At 50.2% G+C, this 24,098-nt stretch carries 15 protein-coding genes and 2 pseudogenes; 8 read left to right on the top strand and 9 right to left on the bottom strand.

The features are described from left to right. Window positions 1–153: 153 nt before the first annotated feature. From CFBP5499_RS29740 to CFBP5499_RS29730, 3 genes and pseudogenes are all read right to left on the bottom strand, one after another. Window positions 154–1,210: pseudogene (locus CFBP5499_RS29740) on the bottom strand (aldo/keto reductase). Between the two features lie 67 nt (window positions 1,211–1,277). Beyond that, window positions 1,278–3,092, bottom strand: a complete 1,815-nt coding sequence (edd, locus tag CFBP5499_RS29735) for a phosphogluconate dehydratase (protein WP_080830639.1) — start codon at window positions 3,090–3,092, stop codon at window positions 1,278–1,280. A 28-nt stretch (window positions 3,093–3,120) separates the two neighbouring features. Then, window positions 3,121–3,867 (bottom strand): SDR family oxidoreductase, encoded by a 747-nt coding sequence (locus CFBP5499_RS29730; RefSeq protein WP_080830640.1) that lies wholly within the window; start codon window positions 3,865–3,867, stop codon window positions 3,121–3,123. A 210-nt stretch (window positions 3,868–4,077) separates the two neighbouring features. Here CFBP5499_RS29730 and CFBP5499_RS29725 point away from each other — a divergent pair, with 210 nt between their 5' ends. The 7 genes from CFBP5499_RS29725 (at window position 4,078) to CFBP5499_RS29695 (ending at window position 11,243) form a co-directional block, all read left to right on the top strand. Then, the gene (locus CFBP5499_RS29725) at window positions 4,078–4,968 is read left to right on the top strand and encodes a GntR family transcriptional regulator (RefSeq protein WP_158523314.1); all 891 of its coding nucleotides are present in this window, start codon (window positions 4,078–4,080) and stop codon (window positions 4,966–4,968) included. Between the two features lie 280 nt (window positions 4,969–5,248). Then, the gene (locus tag CFBP5499_RS29720) at window positions 5,249–6,298 is read left to right on the top strand and encodes an ABC transporter substrate-binding protein (protein ID WP_080830642.1); all 1,050 of its coding nucleotides are present in this window, start codon (window positions 5,249–5,251) and stop codon (window positions 6,296–6,298) included. Window positions 6,299–6,384: 86 nt separating this feature from the next. Beyond that, window positions 6,385–7,518, top strand: coding sequence for an ABC transporter ATP-binding protein (locus tag CFBP5499_RS29715; RefSeq protein WP_233284303.1), 1,134 nt, complete (start codon window positions 6,385–6,387; stop codon window positions 7,516–7,518). Beyond that, entirely contained in the window at window positions 7,515–8,411 is an 897-nt protein-coding gene (locus tag CFBP5499_RS29710; protein ID WP_080830643.1) for an ABC transporter permease, read from the top strand. The genes CFBP5499_RS29715 and CFBP5499_RS29710 overlap by 4 nt, the downstream gene beginning before the upstream one ends. Next, window positions 8,408–9,223 carry an ABC transporter permease gene (locus CFBP5499_RS29705; protein ID WP_080830644.1) on the top strand — a complete coding sequence of 272 codons (816 nt, stop codon included), beginning with the start codon at window positions 8,408–8,410 and terminating at the stop codon, window positions 9,221–9,223. Before CFBP5499_RS29710 ends, CFBP5499_RS29705 begins: the two co-directional genes overlap by 4 nt. 71 nt (window positions 9,224–9,294) lie before the next feature. Next, the gene (locus CFBP5499_RS29700; protein ID WP_080830645.1) at window positions 9,295–10,278 is read left to right on the top strand and encodes an SIS domain-containing protein; all 984 of its coding nucleotides are present in this window, start codon (window positions 9,295–9,297) and stop codon (window positions 10,276–10,278) included. Window positions 10,279–10,403: 125 nt separating this feature from the next. After that, window positions 10,404–11,243 (top strand): PfkB family carbohydrate kinase, encoded by an 840-nt coding sequence (locus CFBP5499_RS29695; protein WP_080830646.1) that lies wholly within the window; start codon window positions 10,404–10,406, stop codon window positions 11,241–11,243. Window positions 11,244–12,884: 1,641 nt separating this feature from the next. Here CFBP5499_RS29695 and CFBP5499_RS30980 read toward each other — a convergent pair. The 3 genes and pseudogenes from CFBP5499_RS30980 to CFBP5499_RS29680 all read right to left on the bottom strand — a co-directional run. Next, window positions 12,885–13,101: pseudogene (locus CFBP5499_RS30980) on the bottom strand (IS3 family transposase); the annotation flags it as partial. Between the two features lie 99 nt (window positions 13,102–13,200). Continuing rightward, window positions 13,201–13,413 (bottom strand): hypothetical protein, encoded by a 213-nt coding sequence (locus tag CFBP5499_RS30975; RefSeq protein WP_371507042.1) that lies wholly within the window; start codon window positions 13,411–13,413, stop codon window positions 13,201–13,203. 725 nt (window positions 13,414–14,138) lie between these two features. Further along, window positions 14,139–15,431 (bottom strand): SDR family NAD(P)-dependent oxidoreductase, encoded by a 1,293-nt coding sequence (locus tag CFBP5499_RS29680; RefSeq protein ID WP_080830648.1) that lies wholly within the window; start codon window positions 15,429–15,431, stop codon window positions 14,139–14,141. A 912-nt stretch (window positions 15,432–16,343) separates the two neighbouring features. On the opposite strand from CFBP5499_RS29680, the gene CFBP5499_RS29675 reads away from it, so the two are divergent. Beyond that, window positions 16,344–17,381: an SIS domain-containing protein gene (locus CFBP5499_RS29675; protein WP_158523315.1), complete on the top strand. Its 1,038-nt coding sequence runs from the start codon at window positions 16,344–16,346 to the stop codon at window positions 17,379–17,381. 482 nt (window positions 17,382–17,863) lie between these two features. Here the strand turns inward: CFBP5499_RS29675 and CFBP5499_RS30970 are convergent, their stop codons facing one another. From CFBP5499_RS30970 to CFBP5499_RS30965, 3 genes are all read right to left on the bottom strand, one after another. Beyond that, window positions 17,864–18,391: a RolB family protein gene (locus CFBP5499_RS30970; RefSeq protein ID WP_158523316.1), complete on the bottom strand. Its 528-nt coding sequence runs from the start codon at window positions 18,389–18,391 to the stop codon at window positions 17,864–17,866. A 558-nt stretch (window positions 18,392–18,949) separates the two neighbouring features. Next, complete coding sequence (locus CFBP5499_RS29665) at window positions 18,950–19,915, bottom strand: RolB family protein (protein ID WP_233284557.1); 966 nt, start codon at window positions 19,913–19,915, stop codon at window positions 18,950–18,952. A 479-nt stretch (window positions 19,916–20,394) separates the two neighbouring features. Beyond that, window positions 20,395–21,093, bottom strand: a complete 699-nt coding sequence (locus CFBP5499_RS30965; protein ID WP_080830652.1) for a RolB family protein — start codon at window positions 21,091–21,093, stop codon at window positions 20,395–20,397. Window positions 21,094–24,098 lie beyond the last annotated feature (3,005 nt).

The following is a 24,098-nucleotide window of genomic DNA, read 5'->3' as shown; positions in this document are numbered from 1 at the left end:
CTACGAGTTGTTGTCGTATTTTAATAATAACATTATATTACTTTGACATAATAATAGATAAAATTGCGCACTGCCAGCGGTAGTGCGCCAAATTAGCTCATCAATACTTTATTTTCGTAAATATTGTAAGTTATTTCACAAGAATCATAACTCCTACTTCAAGTGCGCAGAGAGCAATTCAATATCCGCTTTGCTCAGCCTGTCGGTTGCCTCATTACGCTGATGCCAATAAGGATAGAGCAGCGGGGGGGAGGCTCACGTCGTCCAGAAGCTTGCGTTCTTGGGCGCTCAATTTCAGTTCTGATGCTGCGAGATTGTCCTTGAATTGAGCTTCAGTCCGGCCCCCGATAACAACGGAAGTTACCGCCGTTCGACCAATCAGCCACGCCAGCGCGACCTGCGCCGCCGAAACGCCACGGCTACCGGCAATCGATACAAGAGTCTCAACGATGTTCCAAAGACGGTTTTCGTCACGGATCGGCGGTTCGGTCCAACCGGCGAACTGGCGGCTACCTTCAGGTGCAGCCTGGTTGCGGCGATGTTTTCCAGAGAGTAGACCACCAGCGAGCGGGCTCCAAACCAGCACGCCGAGGCCTTGGTCGACGGAAACCGGCAGCAACTCATATTCGGCGTCGCGCGCTTCGAGCGTGTAGTGGATTTGCTGGCTGACGAACCGTTGGCGCTTATCCCGCTCACTCACACCAAGCGCCTTCATGATATGCCAGCCCGAGAAGTTGGAGCAACCGACATAGCGTACCTTGCCTTGGCGTACGAGGGTATCGAGCGCTTCCATCGTTTCCTCGAGAGGCGTCTGGCCGTCCCATTCGTGCAGTTGGAAGAGATCGATGACGTCCGTCTTCAGACGCCGCAGGCTGGCTTCGCAAGCCTCGATAAGGTGATAACGCGAATTTCCGGCGTTGTTCGCGCCCTTGCCCATTGGGAAGCGGGCCTTCGTTGCGATCAGGACGCCATCCTTTCGTTTCCCACCGAGAATGTTACCGATGATCTCTTCGGACATGCCGTCGGAATAGACGTCGGCCGTGTCGATCAGATTGACACCGGCATCGACGCAAATATCGACAAGGCGTTGTGCTTCGGGGACATCAAGATCACCGGTCTTACGCGCCCACCCGACGCCGCCGAATGTCATCGTCCCCATTGTTAGAGATGATATTCTGAGGCCCGAACGGCCGACCTGACGGTATTCCATGATTCCTCCCTTTGGAATTGAAGCTTCTCTGAATAGGCGACGATAAAGGACGCGTTCTTTTCAGGCGCTATCCAAACACGCTCGCACCGCGGTCGGCGGAACTGACCATGGATCGACAGCGGGCGAAGAGTTCGCGACCCATGCCGAAGTGCTGCGACCTAAGATCGTGGCTGACGGAAACACGTGACAAAAACTCCTGTTCGTCACCAAGGAATGTCAAAGTTCCCTCGTTTGCATCTAGTCTTATGAGGTCGCCATCTCGAATTTTGGAAATGGGGCCGCCATCGGAGGCCTCTGGCGTCATGTGAATTGCGGCGGGGACCTTGCCCGATGCGCCTGACATGCGACCATCGGTCAGCAACGCCACCTTGAAACCCCGATCCTGTAATACACCAAGTGCGGGCGTAAGCTTATGCAGTTCGGGCATGCCAATTGATTTCGGACCCTGAAAGCGAACGACAGCGATCAGATCACCGTTGAGCTCTCCGTTTTTGAACGATTGTTGCAACTCATCCTGCGTGTGAAATACGCGCGCTGGCGCCTCGATCACCCGGTTCTCAGGCTTGACTGCGGAAACCTTCATGACCGATTTGCCCATGTTCCCCGACAGAAGTTTCAATCCGCCGTTTGCTGAGAACGCGCTTTCCACCGGAGCAAGGACTTTTGGATCGCCAGAAGACTGAACTGTCTCCTCGAATACCAGCTCATGGCCCGTCAGCCTGGCTTCGACGGTGTATTGCCTGAGCCCACGCCCCCAGATCGTATTGACATCGTCGTGCAGAAACCCGCCGTCAAGCAATTCTCGAATGAGGAATCCCATGCCGCCGGCGGCATGAAAATGGTTCACGTCGGCAGAGCCGTTGGGATAAACACGGGCAAGCAGAGGCACGACGTCGCTGAGATCGCTCATGTCTTCCCATGTGACATTGAGGCCAGCCGCGTGCGCAATGGCGATAATATGCAGCGTGTGGTTCGTCGAGCCACCGGTTGCAAGCAGGCCGACAATCCCATTTACGATCGCTCGTTCGTCGATGATGTGGCCGACTGGGGTGTAATTGTTACCCTGTGTGGTGATCGAGAGCGCACGGCGTGCGGCCTCGCGCGTGAGCGCGTCGCGCAAAGGGGTGTTCGCATTGACAAAGCTCGAACCCGGAATATGGAGGCCCATGATCTCCATCAGCATCTGGTTTGAGTTGGCTGTGCCATAGAAGGTGCATGTGCCGGGAGAGTGGTAGGACTTCGCTTCCGCGTCGAGCAACCCGGCGCGATCAATTTTGCCTTCGGACGACAGCTGCCGGATCCGGGCTTTTTCATCGTTTGAGAGGCCGGACGTCATCGGCCCCGCAGGTATGAAGACTGCGGGAAGATGTCCGAAGGCAAGTGCTCCGATCAGAAGACCTGGGACGATCTTATCGCAGACGCCGAGATAGACGGCAGCATCGAACATGTTGTGACTGAGCGCAATCGCCGTGGACATCGCGATCACATCGCGGCTGAACAGGGACAGGTCCATCCCGGGCTGCCCCTGGGTTACGCCGTCACACATGGCCGGCACGCCGCCGGCCACCTGGGCGCTTGCACCAATCGAGCGGGCCACCTCCTTGATGATATCAGGATAGGCGGCATAGGGCTGATGGGCGCTCAACATGTCATTGTAGGATGTGACGATGCCCAGGTTCAGACTATGAGCGCCGGCAAGTCTTTTCTTGTCGGAAGTTGCGCACGCCGCAAAACCATGAGCGAGGTTGCCACATGAGAGCGCGGCCCTGTGAACCCCCTTACTCGTCTGCTCCACGAGACGGTCGAGATATTCCCGGCGCGATTGAGCGCTCCGACCCACAATGCGGTCGGTAACGGCCTGGATTGACTTGCTAACACTCATAACAACTGCTCCCTGGGCACCTGATCCATTAGATACCCGGCTTCAAGAAAGCTTCCTTGGGGCGCGGCTTCATTGCCTGCGGGACAATCGACACCTCTTCGATGTAGACCCGGTGAGGTCGAGTTAGAACGAACGCGACGTACTCGGCAACATCGTCAGGCTGAAGCAAGTTCGCGGTATCGTCGACGTGGTTTTCCGCACGCTGCTGAGTTTCGGCTGCTCCTGGGCAGACGGCTGTTGCCTTAACTCCGAACTGCAGACCTTCCGCGTCGGTTGTCTGCGTGAAGCCCAGCATGCCGAATTTCGATGCGGCGTAGGCTCCGAATTTAGCCGACGCGACTTTCCCGGCTCGGGAAACAATATTCACGATATGGCCGCTTCTTCGATCACACATATGCTGGAAGAAGGCCTGTGTGGTGAGGAACGTGCCTTTGAGATTGATCGCCATCGTCCAATCCCAGTCCTCTTCCTTGATATCAGGAATGGCATTGTGGATAGCGACACCCGCATTGTTGACGAGGATATCAACGCCGCCAAAACGCTCGATAGCTGCTTTGGCCAAGGCCTGAACATCGGCCTTGTGCTGGATGTCGGTCCGCACAGCAAGTGCCCCGGCGCCCAGTGCCTGAACTTCTGCTGCCACAGCTTCGATCTGGTCGGCCTCGATAGCAGCAACGACGATGTTGCAGCCTTCCTTGGCCAGTGCCAGAGCCGTCGCGCGACCGATTCCGCGTCCAGCGCCTGTGATGACGGCGGTTTTACCTTTGAGTTTCATGGTCTTCACCTTCTTGATGAGCTAACTTCGGGCCGCCTTAGCCAGAGCAACGGAGCTCCAAGCGGACATTGTTTGGGATGGCTTTACGCGCCTGCATCGACCCGGCCAATGCGTCAACAATCATCCTTGGTATATACCAGTCTGTCAAGCAAGTTTAAATGGCCTACTAATTTCTTGATCCAACAGCGTGCATTCGCAGCAAATCGCCCTTTGACCACAATTCTGATAGCCAACAAGAAAACTTTGCCGATAATGGAAACCATGAACCTCGACATGCATACCAATTGGACTGGAAAGCCCTTGGACACCGAACCAATGTATATTCAACTGCAGCAGGAGCTGCTGCAGTCGATTCAACGACGCGAGTTTGAGCAGGGCAGCCGCTTTCCATCGGAAAGGGAGCTATCCCAGAAATTTGGAACCAGTCGGGTGACGATGAGAAAGGCGATTGACCGTCTCGTCCAGAGCGGCGTGCTGGAGCGCCGCGGAACGAGCGGGACATATCTTCCCGATCGCCTTTTTGACCGGCCAATCAGCGACTACGTGGCCTACAGCATTTCCGACGTTGTTGAGAAAGCGGGCCACGTCCCCGGCTCGAAGCTGCTCTTTTTCGAACGCAAGGTCGCAGACAAGGCCGTAGCCGCCAAGCTCAGCATAGCCGTTGGGGACCCTATCATCTCGATCCAGAGGCAACGCACCGTGGACGGCATCCCTGTTTGCGTTGAATTCAGCCAGATCCCGGCGAAGATGGTCCCAGGCCTTTCCGCCGCTGACGTCATCGAAAACAAGTCGCTCTACGCTCACCTGCGAAACACGTACCAACTCACGCTGCACAAACTGCACAACAGGAGTTCACGCATCAGCATCCACAAAGCGACCGCGTCAGAGGCAGAGTTCCTGAACCTGCAAGCGGGGGCATCGGTCTTGAAATGGGAGAGCGTCAGCGTCACGTCGGATGAAACTCCCTTCGAGCATCTCCGCTCCCTGAATCACCCCGATTATGTGAGTTTCTCTATCGAAAACCGTGGAGAAAGAACCGCTGAGGCCACCTCCCCAGTTACGATGATGGTCGAGGGAAAGCTGCCTGGCAACGGCGCTTAGCAGCGTATCGACGGCATATTTTACCTACAAACCTCTCCTTCGCGAAAAATCTTGTTGACAGCAAATCGTTCGGTCCGTAGCTTGGTATACACCAACAGGTCAAGCGAGATAGACCAGTTGTGTGTTGGCACTGCTGGTTTTGTCGGCAATCGTCGCCAAGTACCGATATTCAGGTGCCTGAGCTATGAAATCGTCCTCCTTTAAACGGGAGTGGAGGGCGGCGAGTATCTCATTGGTATAGGCCACCCGGCACACATATCCATAAAGGGGAGTTCAAATCATGAATGCCATACGCCATCGCCTTGCGGCTCTTGCCGCATCTGTTCTGATCGTTTCCGGCTTGGCCGCCTCCGCACAGGCTGCGGACGTCGTCATCGTCGGCCCCGGCGGCCTATCTCAGGAAGCCTCGAAAAAGGCACTTTGGGATCCGGCAGCCAAGGCGCTCGGTTGGGACGTCGAACAAGATACTTCGCAGAGCTGGACTGAGGCAAAGGCGCAGGTCGATGCCGGTGCGGTCAGCTGGGATATCATCTCGCTCAGCATGGGTGAGGTCCAGCTCGCTGTCGATGCTGGCACTATCATCAAGCTTCCTTCCGACATCGTCAACCGGGCAGACTTCGTTCCGGGATCGGTGAACGATTATTGCGTCGGAAATAGCGTGTACTCGACCGTGGTTGCCTACAACACCAAGAAATACGGCGAGGGCGCTATCAAAACCATCCAAGATTTCTGGGATGTCAAGAAGTTCCCCGGCAAACGAGGTCTGTTCCGTAGCCCTCGCGGCAATATTGAAGCGGCAGTGATCGCCCTCGGTCACAAGCCGTCCGAAGTTTACGACTTCCTCTCGACCGACGAAGGTAAAAAGGCCGCGTTCGATAAAATCGCGGAGCTCAAGCCTTACGCCATCTGGTGGGATAGCGGTGCGCAAGCTACTCAGCTGACAAAAGACGGCGAAGTCGACATGATCTACGGCTGGAACGGTCGTCTTCAAGCTGCGATTGACGCCGGCGCGCCCTTCAAAATCAACTACCAGGACGGCCTGCTGGAAAACGATTGCTACGCGGTCGTGAAAGACGCGCCCCACACCGAGAATGCCATCAAGTTCATTAAGGAAATCTCCAAGCCTGAATACATCAAGGATCTTCCGAAATACATCGCATATGGTGGCGCGAACCTAAAGGCCTACGCCACGTATGACGAAAAGACACTCGCTCGTCTGACGTCTTCTCCGGAAAATACGAAGCTCCAGTACCCGGCGAACGTCGACTTCTGGGGCAAGAACGGCACGGCCCTCTCTGAACAGTTCGACAGCATGCTCCTGGCCAAGTGATCAGATCGAGGTGGCGGCGGCCCGTCCGTCGCCACTTCGAAACCAAGTCATTTGGCGTAGCACCACGAGAATTGGGAGACGGTCCATTGCCGCAACCAGATAATATAGCTCCACCCAAAGCGGGCGTTGTTGATGGGCAGTCGTTGCCGATTTCCATTACGGATATCACCAAGACGTACGGTCCTGTGACGGCCCTCAACAAAGTCAGCCTCGACATCAAGAGCGGCGAGTTTATGACGTTGCTCGGCCCTTCGGGATCAGGAAAGACCACGCTTCTGATGGCGCTCGCAGGGTTCATTCGGCCCGATCATGGATCGATCAAATTTGGCGAAGAGGAGATCGTCCTCAAGCCACCGCATCGCCGCGGTATCGGCATGATGTTCCAGAGCTATGCGCTCTTCCCGCACATGAACGTATTTGCCAACATTGCATACCCATTGAAGATCCGTGGTCGCTCGAAGTCCGAGATCAAAACGGCAGTGGATGAAGTGCTCGAAACAGTTCAATTGCAAGGATACGGTTCGAGGAACATTGCGGCACTTTCCGGCGGCCAGCGGCAGCGCATCGCACTCGCCCGCGCCGTCGTGTCGAAGCCGAAAATCCTGCTCATGGATGAGCCACTGTCGGCGCTCGATAAGAACCTTCGCGAGTTGATGCAGGTTGAACTGCGAGCCATGCACGAGCGCCTCGGGATGACAACCGTTCTGGTCACGCATGACCAGCGGGAAGCTCTGACGATGTCCGATCGAGTTGCCGTTCTTCGGGGCGGAGAGATCTCCCAGATCGACACACCGGAGCGCATCTACAATGCTCCGAAAAGCGCCTTCGTCGCCGCATTCATGGGCGAGTCGTCATTCTTACCCGTCGGCATAACAGACTCCACGCATACCTATGCCGGCAGTGCACTCAAGATTGCCTCGAGCACAGCGGTCGGCAAGGCAGGTCTCCTGGTAATTCGTCCGGAGAAACTGGAGATCGTCAGCTCTCCAGAGCAACATCATGGGTGCAATCACTTCGACGGAACCCTTGAACGAATCCTGTTCCAGGGCGACAGCTGTTTGATTTTCGTCCGGCTTAAGGACGGGATTTTGATCACCATTCGGCGCCATCTCACTCAGGCCGGCTACGCAAATCTTCCGGAGGTCGGTGCAAAAATCACAGTCGCACTTCCTGAAAGCGAAACCATTATTGTCGCGAACGATGAGGAGGCAGTAGCATGACGAGTGCCTCGCTTCCTGTCATTCCACGCCAGAACGAAGCTGCACTGCATCGCGCAGGTCGCCTCGAACGGTTCGGACTCACTTCGCTGGCCTTGCCCGGCGCAGCGTTGATTTTGGCCGTTATTGTGTTGCCGCTCGGAGTGATGGTTTATCTGTCCTTCATTGATAAGGGCGCTTTCACATTCGAAAACTATGAGCGTCTTTGGACGACACCGATCTATGCCGAAGTGTTCAGAATGACCTTGTCGGTCTCGCTCTACACAACGCTGATCGTGGCCGCAATCGGTTACCCTCTCGCATATCTTTTCGTTCAACTTCCCGAACGCTATCAAAATGCAGCCCTTCTCGTCGTCTTGCTTCCCTTCTGGACCGCGGTTCTGGTTCGGACTTATGCATGGCTTGTGCTGCTGCAGAACCAGGGCGTTATAAATCACGCCCTCATGCAGATGGGGATCATCGACAGCCCACTTGAACTGAGCCACAACCTTTTCGGTGCGCTTATCGGCATGGTGCATATCATGCTGCCGTTCATGGTGCTTCCTCTGTATGCTTCAATGAAGGCGATCGACGTCGATCTGATGGCGGCGGCGTCAAATCTTGGCGCCACACCTGCTCGGGCGTTCCGCGATATCTATTTCCCGCTCTCACTTCCGGGCTTCCTTTCTGGAACACTTATCGTCTTCGTTTTATGCCTGGGCTTCTATGTGACGCCCGCGGTTCTTGGCGGCGGTCGCGTGATCATGGCGGCAATGCGGATCGATGCGAACGTTCGACTGTATTCGAGTTGGGGTGCGGCGAGTTCGCTGGGTGTCGTACTGCTCCTGATCACTGTCATCCTCATCATCGTCGCATCGGTTATCGCCAAGAAGGCCGGTCAGGGGGTGCTGCGATGAACTGGCTGCTTCGACCCGCTTCGAGAACACAGATCACCCATCTTCAGCGTCTGTGGCTTTATGCGCTTGCCATCGTGACCGGAATCTTCCTGGTGGCTCCGACGCTGATCGTGATCCCGATGTCCTTCTCAGCCTCGGACTATCTTGAGTTCCCTCCACGTACGCTGTCGCTGCGCTGGTACGAAAACTACTTCGGGTCCAGCGAGTGGATGCGATCGACCTTCATCTCCGTTCGCGTCGCTTTGCTGTCCATGACCTTCGCCACGATCATCGGGACAGCGGCCGCCTATGGCCTCTGGGCTGGCAAGATACTCGGTCGCACCATTCTGTTCGGGCTTTTTGCTCTGCCGATGGCAGTCCCGATTATTCTCTTAGGCATCGGATCACTGTTTGTCTTTGCAAGGATCGGTCTGGTCAATACGACACTGGGTCTAACGCTCATGCACACCGCACTTGCGCTCCCATTTGTCATGATCGTCGTGACAGCCGGGCTTGCGTCGTACGACGCTACACAGGAGCTGGCCGCAAGAAGCCTCGGTGCATCCCGTACCTACGCGTTCTTCACGGTGACCCTACCGCAGATCAAGTTCTCGGTGATCTCCGCGATGCTCTTTTCTTTCTTCGCATCCTTCGACGAGGTCGTCGTTGCGATGTTCATATCGACCGGCTCCGGGGCAACCCTCAACCGGCGAATGTTCAATGCACTTCGAGACCAGGTGGATCCGACGATTGCCGCTATCTCGACGTGCCTGATTGCCGTCTCGATCCTTTTGATCGTGATCGGACAAATCTTCAAACCGCGTCAACCCTGACTGGCCCGAATGAGCCAGCTGACGCCCGAAGTGTGCCTTCCAACCTGTAGTCAACTAAAAGGAAAATCCAAATGACCACGAAGACAACCGACAGCCTGATCGCAGATGCACTGCGAGCCGTTGCAGCGCGCGACAGCGTCACGGACATTTTCTTTGTCGCCTGCGGTGGGTCCTATGCTCATATGTTGGCTAGCCAGTACGTCGTCGAGCGCGAAGCCGAACAGATTAACGGTATCGCTCTCAACGCCGCCGAATTCAAGGCCCGCTCTCCGAAGCGTCTTGGAAAGTCGTCGGTAGTGATCCTGTGCTCCCATTCTGGTAATACGCCTGAGACAGTAGAAGCGGCTGAGATTGCCCGCAAAGCTGGCGCATTGACGATCTCTCTCACCCACGTTCTGGGGAGCCCGCTTGATGTCGCATCCGAATACACCGTCACTTACACCCATGAGCCGACGACAATCTCGTCTGTTCATTCGGCTGCCGTTCTCGTTCGTCTCACGTTTGGTATCCTCGAAGCGCGTGAAGGCAACAAGAAGGTTGGTGATCTGAACCGGGCGCTTGCGGCCATCGACGACATCGCCGCAACGGTCGTCAAGGAGCGCGCCTCTGCAATCGCCGATTTCGCGGAAGCGCACAAGCGAGAAGCCGTTATCTACACGATGGCCTCCGGCGCCAACTACGGCACGGCTTACTCTTATGCCATCTGCATCCTGCAGGAAATGCAATGGATCCACTCGGCTGCGATCCACGCCGGCGAATACTTCCATGGCCCGTTTGAGGTCACCGACTTTGACGTACCGTTCATTCAGCTGATCGGTGTCGGTCCTTCGCGCGTCGTCGATGAGCGTGCCTTGGCATTCGCCGGGCAGTACAGCAAGCGCGTGACTGTCCTGGATGTAAAAGACCTCGGTATCTCGAAGGTGCCGGAAAGCGTGCAGGAATATGTCGCACACCTCATCTTCCAGCCAGTCCTGCGTGCCTATGCAGTAAAGCTCGCTCACGCAAAGGGACATCCACTGACCGTTCGCCGCTACATGTGGCAGCTTGAATACTAATGATCAGTTGGTGGGCCGTTTATCGGTCCACCAAACACTTCCGTCGTTAAGTTGCAAATCGAGTTCAGTTTTGAACCCCAACAGCCTCTAATTAAGCGCCGTGATTTGAGGTGGGAGCTTTCGTAATGTCCAACACCAATTCCCGTCGTCCAGGACTCGTCGGTATCGGCGACAATGTGGTCGATCTCTACCTCGACCAAAAGGTCTACTATCCCGGCGGAAACGCGCTGAATGTTGCAGTTCTCGCGCATCGGTTTGGTCTTGATGGGGTCGATTATATCGGAATCATCGGCGATGATGAGGAAGGCGCACATGTTCGATCCTCTCTCCTTAAGGAAGGCATACCCGACACGCATCTTCGTCAGGCTGTCGGTGAGACAGGCAAGGCAAAAGTAAATATCGTGGACGGCGACAGGGTCTTTCTGGAATCCAATAAAGGCGGCCTCCGCCGGCGTTTGATGCTACGCATGGATGTCGACGACCTTGATCTGATCTCGCGTCGTGGACACGTCCATTCCTCCTGCTTCAGTTACCTCGAACCAGAGTTGCCCCGTATCCGGGCTGTATCGAAAGAGCTGTCTTTTGACTTTTCAACGGGACGCGATCGTGAATATCTGGCTGCCATCTGCCCGGTGACGACTCTCGCATTCTTTTCTGGCTCCGATCTTTCAGATGCTGAAACAGAGACTTTCATCAGAGAGATCCACTCTCTGGGCGCCTCGTCGATCTGCGTAACGCAGGGCGAGCGCGGCGCCGTCTATAGCGATGGCGAGCGCGTAATCCGTCAGGGCATCGTGCAGGCTAAACTGGTCGATACCATGGGAGCCGGAGACGCCTTTATTGGCGGTTTTCTTGCTGCCCGGATCAACGGCGCTGGCCTGGATGCGGCGTTGGCCCACGCGGCGGCAGCCGCTGCCAAAGCATGTGAATGGGCCGGAGCATTCGGATATCCGCATCCGGCCTGAACGGAATTTGCGTCGATCGCATCGGTGCGAATGAGCACATGTGGCACATCAAGTGCCACCATCTTCCTCCCCGGGAAGGTCCACCGGACGCTTTTGGGCGGACCCGTGTGAAGGCGTCCGGTGGCCTTCTTGGGAGGAACTTCGAGGCCTTGAGTTGCAGCGTTCACTGTCTATGTCAGAGACAACCCACGACTATTGATCACCGGTGCGATGCCCGTCGTGCATTGTAAAGGGCGCGGTGGCGACATACCGGGATCGTGGCTTTCAAACATACCCACGCGAAAGCCACGCATGCTTCTAGCTATAGCCATGGCGGACAAAATGGTAGGATCGGTCTCGGCAACTGTCCTTATTTGAAGTGTCAGCGATGCGGGGAGGACATGATCCGCATGAAAAAATGATCGAACAAATCGGGATTGGGTAAACCAGCACTTCTCAGTGAGCTTTTAGCGCGTTTCTTCGGACTGCGGCATTTCATGGCCGCAAGGTGAGGTCTAAAGACAACCGGCCAAGTCTCCTGATTGTCAACGAGATCGGTATGCTTGTATGCGTGACGCCAATCTGTCCTTCCAACCCTTGAACGCGCGGTATGTCCGCGGCGCGACGATCAAGACGTCAAAATCGCAGCTTTCCTGAACGTGGTGGTGCTTTGGTAACCCCGTCCTCGCTCGGCGCTGCTCGAGAGATTGCGTCACCACGCCGTCGTGGCGTAGGTAGAGGGATCCAACATAGCCTCCGGCAGCACGCCCCTGTCTGATGCCAGCACATTTACTAAAAAGCTCACATCGGGTTTATCCCTCGTCAAAAGATAGACGGACGACCGTCGAAAAGTACTCAATTCTCTCTGGCGGCAAATCGGATAATTGGCAAATTTCGCTTCGGTTTTCGAGAAAAAGTTGCTTGGCTTGACATAGTGCAACATGTCCGAAGCTGTCGAAAACAGCAGCTTTCCTAATGTCATTGTACGACAGTGATGCGACGACACAAAATAAGACCGAAATCACTCGCCATTCTCATCATAGATCGGGCAGGCTAGCGCTTCCAACTTACTCTTGGTGCCCCAAAACAAGCCATTGTGCCACCCCTGCCGAAATCGCCGGAGCTTAACCTGTAGTTAAGTCTGTCACTTCATCCGCAATATTTCGCCTTGGCGTATCAGGTGTATCGAATGCATAGATATGTTACTGCACGATTTAACATGTTAACAGAAAAACAAATGCAGAAATGTGTTCACGCAACCTAATTACAACTACATATATCCTGCCAGCCGGATACATCAAAATTCCTGTGAAATCATTTGGCAAACTTCACGCTGAATAGTCTTCGATGCGTTTTCGATTCCCCGTTAAGACTATTTTTAAGTAGTAGACAAAGAAGGCTCGAGAGAACCGCACATCAGAGCTCATCAAAGCATTTTTTCAATAGCAGCTCTGTCGGGCGAAAAGCAGGGAGCCCCACGCTCAATCCGAAAAGCGTGAAAATATATTACCAAAAAAACGATTGGTGATTGATGGCGGCGATTTACCACAGGAAAAATGCTCAACAATAATCCTGTTTGTCGATATGATCAGCCCAACTTCGTTTGGAGTTGCCCCATAAACACCATCGGAAAGATCAATTTTTCTGTATGAAATTTAAGAACTAGCGCGGTGACTGATATCCCAAAGCTTTGTGGTGGTGAAGCGTGTTGTAATGCTCTAACCACTACCAAGTTGGGCATGGAATTGACCGCGACGTCATCACGTTTTAAAGTTTTGACTAAGGCTACTGCCATTACGTTTGACTAAGGGCTGCGGACCGGGGTCGTGCAAGGCTCCATTCCGATGTCCATCAGCAACGATTTCGTGTCCCTTCTGATGACACGAGCTGTTGTCGGTGATCCATCCGATCGTCGTGTGTGGCGTTGAAAAAGCAAGCTGTGTACATTCATCACCCAATAGACGCGTTTAGCGTTGGATCATGGTTGGCTTTCATTGTGGGCTTTAATGCCTAAGACCGCATGAACCCGACGATATCCATAGGTCTTCATCTCGGAAATGATTGCTTCGATTTCCATCAATGGGATCATCGTCCACGAGCGGCGGCTGACCACGGAACCTTCGAGGGGCTGTTTGACTCGCTCAGTCTTGTTTGACCGGGCAATACCTAAAGTCTCGGACACGGCCGTCATAAGGAACTTTCCTTCGGCAACGACAGCGAGCGCAATAGGTAATTTTTGGGCCTGTGGCGATCTCAAGCCCCGCTTTAAGAGTCTCGCCTTGCATCGTTTTCTTGCCTAACAAGCGCTACAGTCCCTTGACCTGGTTGTAAAGGGCACGATATTCGGCCGCCTGAGCGACATCGTTTCTCGCCGCATTGCTGTCAGAGCCCCTTGGGTAGCAAGCTTACGCCAAGTAAACAATTGGTTTGGCTAATTGCCACGAGCAACAATGATCATCGTAGGACCGGCTGATATGTTTCCTGGATGAGGGTAAGCTTTTCTTCCGTCGACCAGCAACGGCGGCGGTCCGGCCCGTCGAGAACTTCTGTCTTTGGATTTTAATAGTCATAATGGGCACAATATCTCGCACAATTGTTAATTGGGTGGTCGTGTCCAGATAATTACGGGGCCACTACAGCAGCCCATTTGTTTAATCTATGAAGTAATACAAATTGAAATAATTATTATGATTTATCGTTTAGGGCCAATATGGTTTCTCTTGAATGTTAACCTCCTTGTATCATTGCTGTTTTAGTATTATTTAATCTATATTTAAATGCTCAATATTTATTGTGATAAACTAAGAAAAACACGAAATACATAGTTTTGTCGCACAATGCAAATCGACGCGCGATCACAAGATACCGACATTATTGTTTTGGATATATGGCGTCATCGCCTTACAAAGATAAAAATTAACGAGTTGCTTCTTTCATGCATAGCACTTCAGCCTTGGGGACATAGGCACGATTGGGGCGCTCAATTGCTTCGCGAACGAGCTTCGCGATATCCTCGGGTTGAATCATGTTTTCGCGCTCAACTAGGTTTGTCCAGCGGCTCATGTTAGTGGCGACAAAACCCGGTGATATATCGGTTGCTCGCACTCCATGCTCCCATCCCACATATTGAGTTGTTTTAGTAAGCCCTCCCAAAGCATGCTTGGTCATATTATAGCCAACCAACGAATTTAACACACGGACACCGGACATGGAGTTGATGTTGACTATGCGACCGGAACCCGCTTTCATTAGGTAAGGTAGGCACAATTCAGTCATACGGAGAGGAGCCACACAGTTAGTTTCCCACTGCTTTGAAAGCTGCTCGTAGTCGATTTCTTTCTCTAGGTTCACGTGTTCACCAGATCCAGCGTTATTGACGAGGCCGTCGATCCTTTTAAATTTCTCGTAGGTCTGGTTCACCCAATCTTTCATCATGTTATGATCCTGTGCATCAAAAAGCGCGTAGATAAGCGCTTCATTCTGATCTCCAAAAGCATCTTCTAGGTCTTTTACGTTTCGCGCGCCAAGGCTCACGCGGTAGCCATGCTTGATGAGGTTTTCCGCAATAGCCTTTCCGATACCACGCGTTGCGCCACTGACCATGATCACGGGACTTTGAAGGAGATGCACTGACCAGTTCCCAGCATCCAATTTGAAGTGAAGGACCCGCCCGTTTGCTGTATGCTCATCAGTTAGATCAACACGGAGCAACGCTGCAATCACCCTGAGTACACATCCGTGAGCAACGAAAAGAACGTTTTCACCACGTGCATAGTGGAGGGCATTGGCTACTCGGATAGAGAAGGTTTGAGTATCTTCACAGTCGGGGTAGTTCTCCTCGAACATCTGACGTGGACCATAGCCACCTTCATTGATGCCGAAATGGCGCTCTCGAAGATCGGTTCCAATTTTGAAATTGGTGCAACCTGGGTTAGCGAGAAAAGCGGTTTGTAGCGCACGCAAAAGAGGTGAACACACGATCTCGCCAACTGGAAGAGTACGGAGGACATTGCCCGCCAAGAGAGCTTGGAGTTCCCCCTTTTTGTTGAGACCTATATTCGTGCCAGAGCCTTGTACGCCCCATAGCTTCTCACCACCCTCCACCCTGTGTTGCTCATTGAGGTCAGTCGCACCATGGCGCACGAAAAAAAAATTTTGGATAAGAGTAGGGGCCTTCGCGGAGCCGAGAAAAGCCTGAGATATCGTCATTTCGGAGTATTAAAAAATGGCAGTTTCCAATGGTGTAGAGAAAAAGTGCTCAATATGAAAGGTTTAAATTTTTCTTATTTCTGTGACCTATTTATTCAGAGATCACCACTGGCGGTACGTAATGGCTGACGCAAGTTTGAAAGCGAGAAGTACATTATTCCAAATTTTGTATTATTTATTTCCTTTCGTTGGACAACAATCCGCCCCCACAATTCCACGCCGATGTTTTTTTCTCGGCCCTTTTAGAATTTGGGCGCTGACGTTTTTGACTAAAAGTGAGCAGAAATAATAGAGCAAGAAATGATTGTAGACGGCGTGCCTGTCCTCCAAAGGTGAAAAGAAAATTGGCGTTTACAATTAAAAAAATGGGATATTAAAATTTCGTAAAATCTACATCTATTATTTTGTTGGATTTTATTTTAAAAACTAACCAACGCGTACAATATTCGTTTATGATAGTTTTGTATTGTTCTTCGCCGTCGCAATGACTTAGGAGTCTAAGGTTGATTGCGTAACCCGAGACACAGATCGTCACGTAAAGCTGCTTTCTTAATTTCAACTAATTTGCATTCGTGCATCTACAAATAAAACTCTGTTCCCGCCATTTATTTTTCTTTCTTCAATGCTGTCTAGTAAGCAGTCATTCTTGACTAAAGGTTATACAAAGTAACACGGAATGACACATTAGTCAAAAAGCGCGCGAATATCGCAAAAGCAAAACGAAAAAGAAGCACGCGCACCATTGAGCAGTGGACACATTTTACATTTCTAACACTATAAATATCTGTCTGCTTGGATTAGATATCCATAACCATCCGATATATAAAACAATATTATAAACGCTGCTATAATCAACCAATATTTCACCCAATGGACTTACTCTATGCACCTCACTCCAACGGCGCGGAAGAGATGGCAAAACAGTTGGGGCCCATCCTGACGCAACTTGAGGGAGCTGCAAATGCTGGGCGCTTGGCCTCATTCGGACTCAATCAGGTGCTGTTCGTCTCCGCTGGCGCAGGGCTGGCCATCGCTAACAGTCTTAAGGCCTATGCTGTTAATGTTGCAAAGAACCTCCACTATGACAGTCACGCCTCAGCTGCGTTCGTAGATATGCTGACCACCAACTCCTCAATGGCAGGTGCTTCAGATACTTTAGTGGTCTTATCCTCCAAATCTGGAAGGACTCGGGAGACCGTCGAAGCAGCCAAGCTTTTGAAAAGGAGGGCTTGCAGAACTGTCGTTATCACGATGTACAAAGACGCACCTCTCGCCTCATTTGGGCACCCTGCGTTCTTCATCGGAGAAACAACCCAAGCCTTCCACGCAACCCACATGCTGATGTCTTCATTTCTGGGTGGCATTTTGGAAATGAAGGAGAGTTGGAGCTTTATGCCAGCTTTGGCGTCATCTCTAAAAGCGCTACCCGCCGCCCTGTTTCACGCGGCAAAGAAAGGAGTGACAATGGGGGAGGAATTTGCCAAAGATTTCGAGGAGCAAGTCCCCCTTTACTTCATATCTTCAGGATCTGCTGTACTTGCTTCGCATGTGCACGGGCTTTGTGTGCTGCAGGAAAAGCTAGGACTTGATGTTCATGTCGTTCAGGCGAGTGACTTCTTCCACAGTGTCTTGGAGACCGTGCGCCCAAATACTCCTGCGCGTTACATTCTGATCATTCCAGAAGATGGAAGCCGAGGTAGGATGCTCGATGTGGAGACTTTTTTCGAAACAGTCGCCCAGGATCTTGAGGTGAGCTTTGAGATAATAGATACAAAGCACCTAGACTCCTCAGGCATAGACCCTGAAAGCCTGAAGATCTTGGGTCCACTGCTGTGCCAAGCCTTTCTGACGCCTTGGGCTCCGGCCATAGCGAATGCAACTAACAAAACAATGAATGATCCGCTCCTGCACATGGGAAAATTTGAGTACTACAACTGCTACAAGGGATAAGAGAAGATCTCCTCCTCAACCAAATCCGCCTGTCCGGCCCAAACTATGATAAGTTACGTGACAATAAATTTTTCCCTACTGTGTCCTTTGTATTTGTGGTTTTCGTTGTGTATGTGTTGTTCTAGCAATCCTTATAATGGTTGCGCTTTGTTATGTATTAATTAAATAATCATTACTGTTGAGACCATGTTATTCTAATCGTAGACGCACTTTTGATAATTATTTTCCGACAGAACGTTTTACTAATTTCATGCTACGACATTTCTTGTATCGCAACCAAATAATCCAGAGTGAACTTTAATCGATTAACAATGTCGTTTCATAAACTAGAAAAGGGAAACCAACATCCGATTCTTAGAAATTTGGATTATCGCAGGTAAACCAGAAAATAATTCTACATAATATAAACAAGACATCAAATTATTAAAATAGAATCGCGTCTTAACATACAGTATTATTAAATATCCGGCCGCACTGTCAATCTAACACTGGAAACAATTAAAGTAGTCCCACCCAGAGCGCTTTGCAAACTTGACAAAGCTAGCAGTTGGTCGGACCTCAGGCGGCGGGGGAAACGCCGCTCCAAACGCGACAACTTCACCTCTAAACCATGAACCTGGTGTCGGACAAACAAACTTTCGAACTCTTGCGCCATGGATTTCGACCACGGTGTGGATCGTTCTGGAAAAGGATACACTCGGGAGAAACGCGAAAAACGCCCCCACATCATGCAATGAAAGCCGAGAACCTGGTAAAATCCTGTTATACCAATTGTGTATGAATTGGGCTGTTACTCCCTCCGCGTACGGCGATTCAGTACACGCCACAAATCTTAAGACGTCTGCGCACAGAAAGTTTCCGCACTCCACAAATTGTTGAACTTCGTGTGACGTACCGTAAAAATATAGTAGGTCACTGTCAGGAAGAACAGAATCTAGACTGTCGAAATCGGGACCGTGCAAACATGGCACTTGAGAAAAATGCTCTAATTTCACGTCGGCTGTCTTCACCCATCTCTTATGACGAATTTCGCCCACGATTTCTGAGCGCTTGCCAGGGTTGAATTTAGATACACTAAATACGCTTCCTTTGAGCCGGTAAGAATGGAGTTGGCTAGCTGAGAATCGGATAAGAAATTGACATATGTCGGTCGGAAATGTGGACGATTATACTCCATTGTTGAGTTTCCAAGTTAGGTCTGAAAACCTCAATTGATTTATAATGTGTTAGTTTGCTACAAGATCCCAAAATTGCAGCTATGACCTTCTTAATCATACAAAAAGTCGCGGCGGCAGCGGCCCACAAAAGAAAAGTCTGGCAAAAATGTCAAAAGCGAGCCGAAAGCTTTCACGCTTGTCGGGATGTGGGCCTCCGAATATTGACATAAATTCGATTTGAAACTTTAAAAGTAATCATTAATGCGGTGCGGATGCTACACAACGCTGGCAAAAAGTTTTGGTTCATTTAATACTGCGGATTACATTTCAGATATAACAAACTTAGTATTGAAACTGACGAAAGCGTAACCAGCGTCATTCTCAAACGAAATACATTCCCTACTGCTCTGATCAAAGAGAAAACAATTTTGAAAAGGATCTGCGTTTTTCCTGAATCTTTTTCATGAAGCGCTTCCAAGCTTTATGACGAACACTCGGCTCCAAATTTCCGGAAAGCAGTGGTTGGCAAGAATAATCGTGCATTGGAGTCATATTTGAAGGACGCACGGGGTGGACAAATCCGTATCTCATGCCCTCTACACGCCAAGCATCAGGTGTTCTCGATTCTCGAACGGTTATTGGAATTTTGCCTCTCGATGAAGCAGTCTCACCACGTTCCAAGCAGGAATCCTCCCCCGCGCAATTCCAGTCGCATGACAATCCGTCGGCCAGCTTTCCAATGAATAACGCTTTGCCAAACGCAAGAATGTCGTGGCGGAACTCCACACCTCCCTCTCTCCAAAAAAATTGAACAGTTTGGCCTCCGAGGTGAAACCGCGGCCCATCCCGGAAAGAGGTAGTGGGAAGGATGGCCACAAAATGACTCAAATCGCCCTCACCGGAGTCGTCCCCAAAACAATTTTCACGGCGTAAACACTCGAACAAATGTCGTACTGTTTTGATTGAGACTTCTGACTGGTATGGAGCCAATGTACATGCAAGCACATTTGTCTTACCAAATCGGCAGACATCCCCAGATTGCACATAGCTCAGTACGGCGTCCCTTGAGGAATAGATGTAAATCGGCTTCGCGTTGCTACAGATCACCTCCGGATAGACGGGGGACTGAATCTCCAGCACCTCCAGCGGATGCGGAAATGGAAAACGGAGATACATCGCGGCGATCTCGCTCTTCAGTTCGCCCTCTTTAAATTTGCTCACCCAATATTTTACCCAGATCTCCTGATAAAGGAGGAGATTATCTCGAATATAAATACGATATAGCGAGCAAATACACCCGATTAGGAAGCACATTTCTCGACAATCGCCGATGGATAGGAGATTAAAAGGCTCAAAGTTCGGCCTTGAAGGAACCATTATGTCGAGACAGACACGATTTACGTTGTGTAGATCACACTTCTTTGTTCTATCAACTTATTACATTTATAGACATTTGCACGTAAATGGTTTGATTTTATGAGCACACTACAGTGGCTTATTTGACTTTTTGCAACATCTGGTGCATGCGTGTAGTATTCTTGTAGCCTGTTACAAAATATTGGATTATGTGTTTTGATACAGTAATACGATTAAGCAGAACTAGAACAATACTTCTCATTAAAAATAATTCAATATTTTACAGACTATTTATTCAAACATAAAAACAACGTTTACAGCAGAGATACAGAAAATAAACAAGGCTATGATATTACATAGGCATCCATTAATAATAGCGCAAACCCCATATACTCTGATAAGATGCTTGCGCTCGGGATACTGATTTTGAGTCAACCTTCTGGCTTTATTCTCGGGAATGCCTCCTTGGCTCTCCCTTGTAGGGCTGCAGATATCTCTTCTTAATTGATGCAACAACACAGCCGCCCCCGAGGGCGATTTTTCGCATGGGTTGGCTTGTTAACTGGTCTTTCCGTGTCCGCGGAAGGAAAAGCCAAACCAACCGCTACGACTTCACACCAAAAGTGGTATCCGGGTTGCAGGGCGAAGTACTTATGAACATAACCTTTGTGGACCTCAAAAACAGAACAGGGCAACTCCAGAAATGACCTGCTTGGGAAAAAAGCAATATAAGCTTCTAAAGCATCCTCAAAAAGGCAGGAACCTGGGGATATCTGATTATGCCTATAGCGTAGGCTCTGGTACGTAACACCCTCAGCATACGGCGCTACGGAACATGCCACAAGGCCAATCGTTGCATGAACGGAGATGAGGGAATTTCTCGTATATTGTATAATCTTCTCGCGAGGACCATAAACGAAAAGGAGAGGATGATCGGTAAAGATTGTGTCAAACCGCTCCAGCCTCGGCCCGTGCAGACAGGGACTTTTTGCAAATCGCTCTAGGATTATGCCAACAGCATCGTCCGGATCGTCATGACGCGTCAGCGAGTCAACCCAAGATTTTTGGGCGCTGGCTAGGGTTTTCTCCACAAATTCACGATATACTGCCTCCGCTCCGATTAGAGCGGACTTTGCAAGGGCATGATCGCTTACATCACGCAAATCGATCGTTTGGAAAACGGGACGTGTATAGCCCATACTTGTGGTATTTTTTCTACAAAGGTAGAGAACTTAGTTTCTTAACGCTCCTGAGAATGAAGCGTACTTATAGTGGTAAAGGTGAGCCACATGATTGCTGCCAATAATTGGTACGGCTCGGGATTGTTGTGAGTTATTGTCACTTGAATATGCAACAGGGTTTCCCAAACAATTGAACAAATGGGGGTCCGGCGCCGCATTAATCATTCAGGTGAATAATTAAAGTTCTACGTGGAATATCGAGGCGTTCGGTTCACCCCAAGTCAAAAGGACAAGACCAATAATTTCCAAATTGCAAGGATATACACGCACCGCTTGTCTCCCCGACCCTACACATAATTGAGTGCTTGACTTTGCGTAACGCGTCTCCGCGTGAAAATTACGGCGTGGATCCCACACGCATTATTTCGCTTGTTAAACATACAAAAAGTCGTGGCGGCAGGGACCCACAGAAGAAAAGTTTGGCACAAATGTCAAAAGCGAGCCGAAAGCTTTCACGCTTGTCGGGAAGCGGCCTCCAAATATTGACTAAAAATCGATGTGAAAAGTCTCATTTAATCGGCAATTGTCGGGGGTGCGGATGCTACACCACGCTGGCAAATTACGCTAAAGAGGATGATAATAGCGAACTAATGTGTAAGATGAAAGCGAGGATACTGGACATTATCAGATCAATTTTCAATTCCACATTTTCATCAGTTTTACTGTTCTCGTGTTTGAATTTTACCAATTTATTTCTCAATGTCGAAATCGGGGAGGCCCTTCTTTCTTAATTCTCGCAATTTAAAAATTTAAAATTTTTACTTATCTACGATGGGATAATTTTTAGATTTTTATAATAAAGACGCAACATTTTTACAAAATATTTCTGTAGGAATTTCGATTAACTTCATCTGCAAATATCTAAAATGGCGTGCTCAAATGTTATTAATTCCATTATTATTAAGGAGGCAACATTACAACATTTAAGTAGAGACGGTACAGTCACGAAATGATGTAAATAAGCTAGATAACAAGAGATTTATCGTTAAGGCGTCTCGCTTGATAGTACTGCGATCTAGCTCTGATTTTGTCATCGCGTGTTACGGGAGCGACCCGACGGCGACGACAGGATAGTTGACCTTAACCGCGCAGCGCGAGTATTTGACAAAGTCGTGATTCTCAGCTTTGAACAGGTTGCTCTTGAACAGCGCAATGTAGGTTGTGAAGTGGTTTGCAGTCACGAAGCCTAACGGCAACCTCCAGGGGGCTAAGTCAGACACCCCCCACGTAGCATTTTCATCCATCAGGAGAGAACCAGTTTGCTCATTGAAATTTGTGAGCAATTCGCTCGACCCATATAGAAAGTATAACTCGCTTGTCTCAACAACTTCGCTGGTATCCAGAATTTGAGATTCGCTACTCCAAGTGCCTTTAAGCAAATTTTGCTGGTGATCTATTAAATTTTTTACGCTTCCGGCGGGCATGCCCCTTAAGTCTATCCAAGTACAACTCATTGCTCGATGTTTAGATGGCGAGTGTGAGGACAGAGGTTCCAATACTTATAGAAGCCCGCTCAAAATGCCAAAAGAGTGAATTGAGAAATTAAGAGGCAATTTCCATATATTGAGGCGTTACCTACTCAACAGTGGAATTAGTGGACCTAAAGCACATTTTCACCCGCAAAAAGGCAATTGAATACTTCAGTGGATGCGACTTTGGACCGACTTTGTCGGTGGTTGGCGTCTTTTCCACATTTGTTAGGTAGTGTTTTATATCATCCGTGGGTCAATCGCGAAATGGGCGCCTAAAGTTCCGCCTAAATCTCCTTTAATTATTCGCGGCGATAAAGTCATACAGCATAAATATCCATTTTTAAAGATTAGAAATTCAATTTGGAAACCGCATTAAAAAATTCGAAAGGAGTGAAGCGTTGATTTTTCAATCCGTGATTAGCGGGTCGAAAGGAAAAACTTTACAAGACAATCAAAACAAAATGTATTGGCACAAAGTCGAAATTGCTGGATTATCTCTTAAGAGAACAATATCTCTAATAATTCGGAAAACAGGCCAATCTTACATAAATTAAGTGAAAATTCCAAATTTGCTAGATTCTTATGCCGCGCCCCTAGAACTCCAGGTAGGGTATGTGAATTCTCAGATTTGGGCTCGGATTAATGATCGTAAAACTTTACGGCACCCAGCCTAGCGGGTACGAATAACTGAAACTGAACCGATTAGCGGAAAAGTAAAACATCAAGTAACTCTTTATGATTAATACCCTAATGATATTTTACACCTCGATATATCCTGCCACCTTTTCTCAAAGTCCTAGCAAAAAAGCGCTAGATTTGGGGGGGCTCTTTCGGACCTTCGGTCGCTATTCCCGGTAACTGCGGACCGGCGACTGGCGTCGTGGTCTGGCGGTGCCTGCAGCAATAGCCTGTTACCTGTTTCTCGTATCCAATTCCGATTGTAAGTAGCGCTACATGAGTAGATGAAGGAGAGAGGCGACAATTGCAAATGCTAAGGCCGCATCGATATGGCTAATACAACGAAGGCTCGTGAGCGGAGCCCCGCGAACTTTCCCACGCAACAAGATTCTGCGCAAAGTTTCGGCTTCTTTCAGGAAGGCGCTGATGGCCCGACTCTTCAAGCAGTCATCTAGTTCATCAACGAAAATCTTCGTTCGTCCGGCGTCGAGCCGTAGACTACTGCCAAGCCGACGCAGCAGATCAAGAAGCCCATCGATAATGTGACAAAGGAAATCAATTCGAGCGCGTAGCCTGTCCCTGAGATCGGCAGCGTGATGCCCAGATCGCCACGGGCAGCCAACACGTGGGGATGATAGGTAGGCCGATAATAATCCGTCAGATGCTTGATCGCTCCAAGAAAGACAAAGTGACCCCTTGCTTCTCCGTACTTACTTGCTGAGTAACGCACCACTCCTGGCGGGCTTCAGCCCCTCGAAGTCTGGAAGAATTCACGTCGACGGACATGTTCCGCACATTCGAACCTTTTCGCCA

Origin of the sequence: Agrobacterium tumefaciens (genome assembly GCF_005221325.1) — a bacterium.
GTDB lineage: Bacteria > Pseudomonadota > Alphaproteobacteria > Rhizobiales > Rhizobiaceae > Agrobacterium.
Note: the sequence above shows the minus strand (reverse complement) of the source record. Positions and strands in the feature narration are given on the sequence as shown.

Excerpts from the sequence above, each read along its gene's own strand:
- edd (WP_080830639.1), bottom strand. The coding sequence starts at position 3,092 with ATGAGTGTTAGCAAGTCAATCCAGGCCGTTACCGACCGCATTGTGGGT.
- CFBP5499_RS29730 (WP_080830640.1), bottom strand. The coding sequence starts at position 3,867 with ATGAAACTCAAAGGTAAAACCGCCGTCATCACAGGCGCTGGACGCGGA.
- CFBP5499_RS29720 (WP_080830642.1), top strand. The coding sequence starts at position 5,249 with ATGAATGCCATACGCCATCGCCTTGCGGCTCTTGCCGCATCTGTTCTG.
- CFBP5499_RS29710 (WP_080830643.1), top strand. The coding sequence starts at position 7,515 with ATGACGAGTGCCTCGCTTCCTGTCATTCCACGCCAGAACGAAGCTGCA.
- CFBP5499_RS29705 (WP_080830644.1), top strand. The coding sequence starts at position 8,408 with ATGAACTGGCTGCTTCGACCCGCTTCGAGAACACAGATCACCCATCTT.
- CFBP5499_RS29700 (WP_080830645.1), top strand. The coding sequence starts at position 9,295 with ATGACCACGAAGACAACCGACAGCCTGATCGCAGATGCACTGCGAGCC.
- CFBP5499_RS29695 (WP_080830646.1), top strand. The coding sequence starts at position 10,404 with ATGTCCAACACCAATTCCCGTCGTCCAGGACTCGTCGGTATCGGCGAC.
- CFBP5499_RS30975 (WP_371507042.1), bottom strand. The coding sequence starts at position 13,413 with ATGACGGCCGTGTCCGAGACTTTAGGTATTGCCCGGTCAAACAAGACT.
- CFBP5499_RS29680 (WP_080830648.1), bottom strand. The coding sequence starts at position 15,431 with ATGACGATATCTCAGGCTTTTCTCGGCTCCGCGAAGGCCCCTACTCTT.
- CFBP5499_RS29675 (WP_158523315.1), top strand. The coding sequence starts at position 16,344 with ATGGCAAAACAGTTGGGGCCCATCCTGACGCAACTTGAGGGAGCTGCA.
- CFBP5499_RS29665 (WP_233284557.1), bottom strand. The coding sequence starts at position 19,915 with ATGGTTCCTTCAAGGCCGAACTTTGAGCCTTTTAATCTCCTATCCATC.
- CFBP5499_RS30965 (WP_080830652.1), bottom strand. The coding sequence starts at position 21,093 with ATGGGCTATACACGTCCCGTTTTCCAAACGATCGATTTGCGTGATGTA.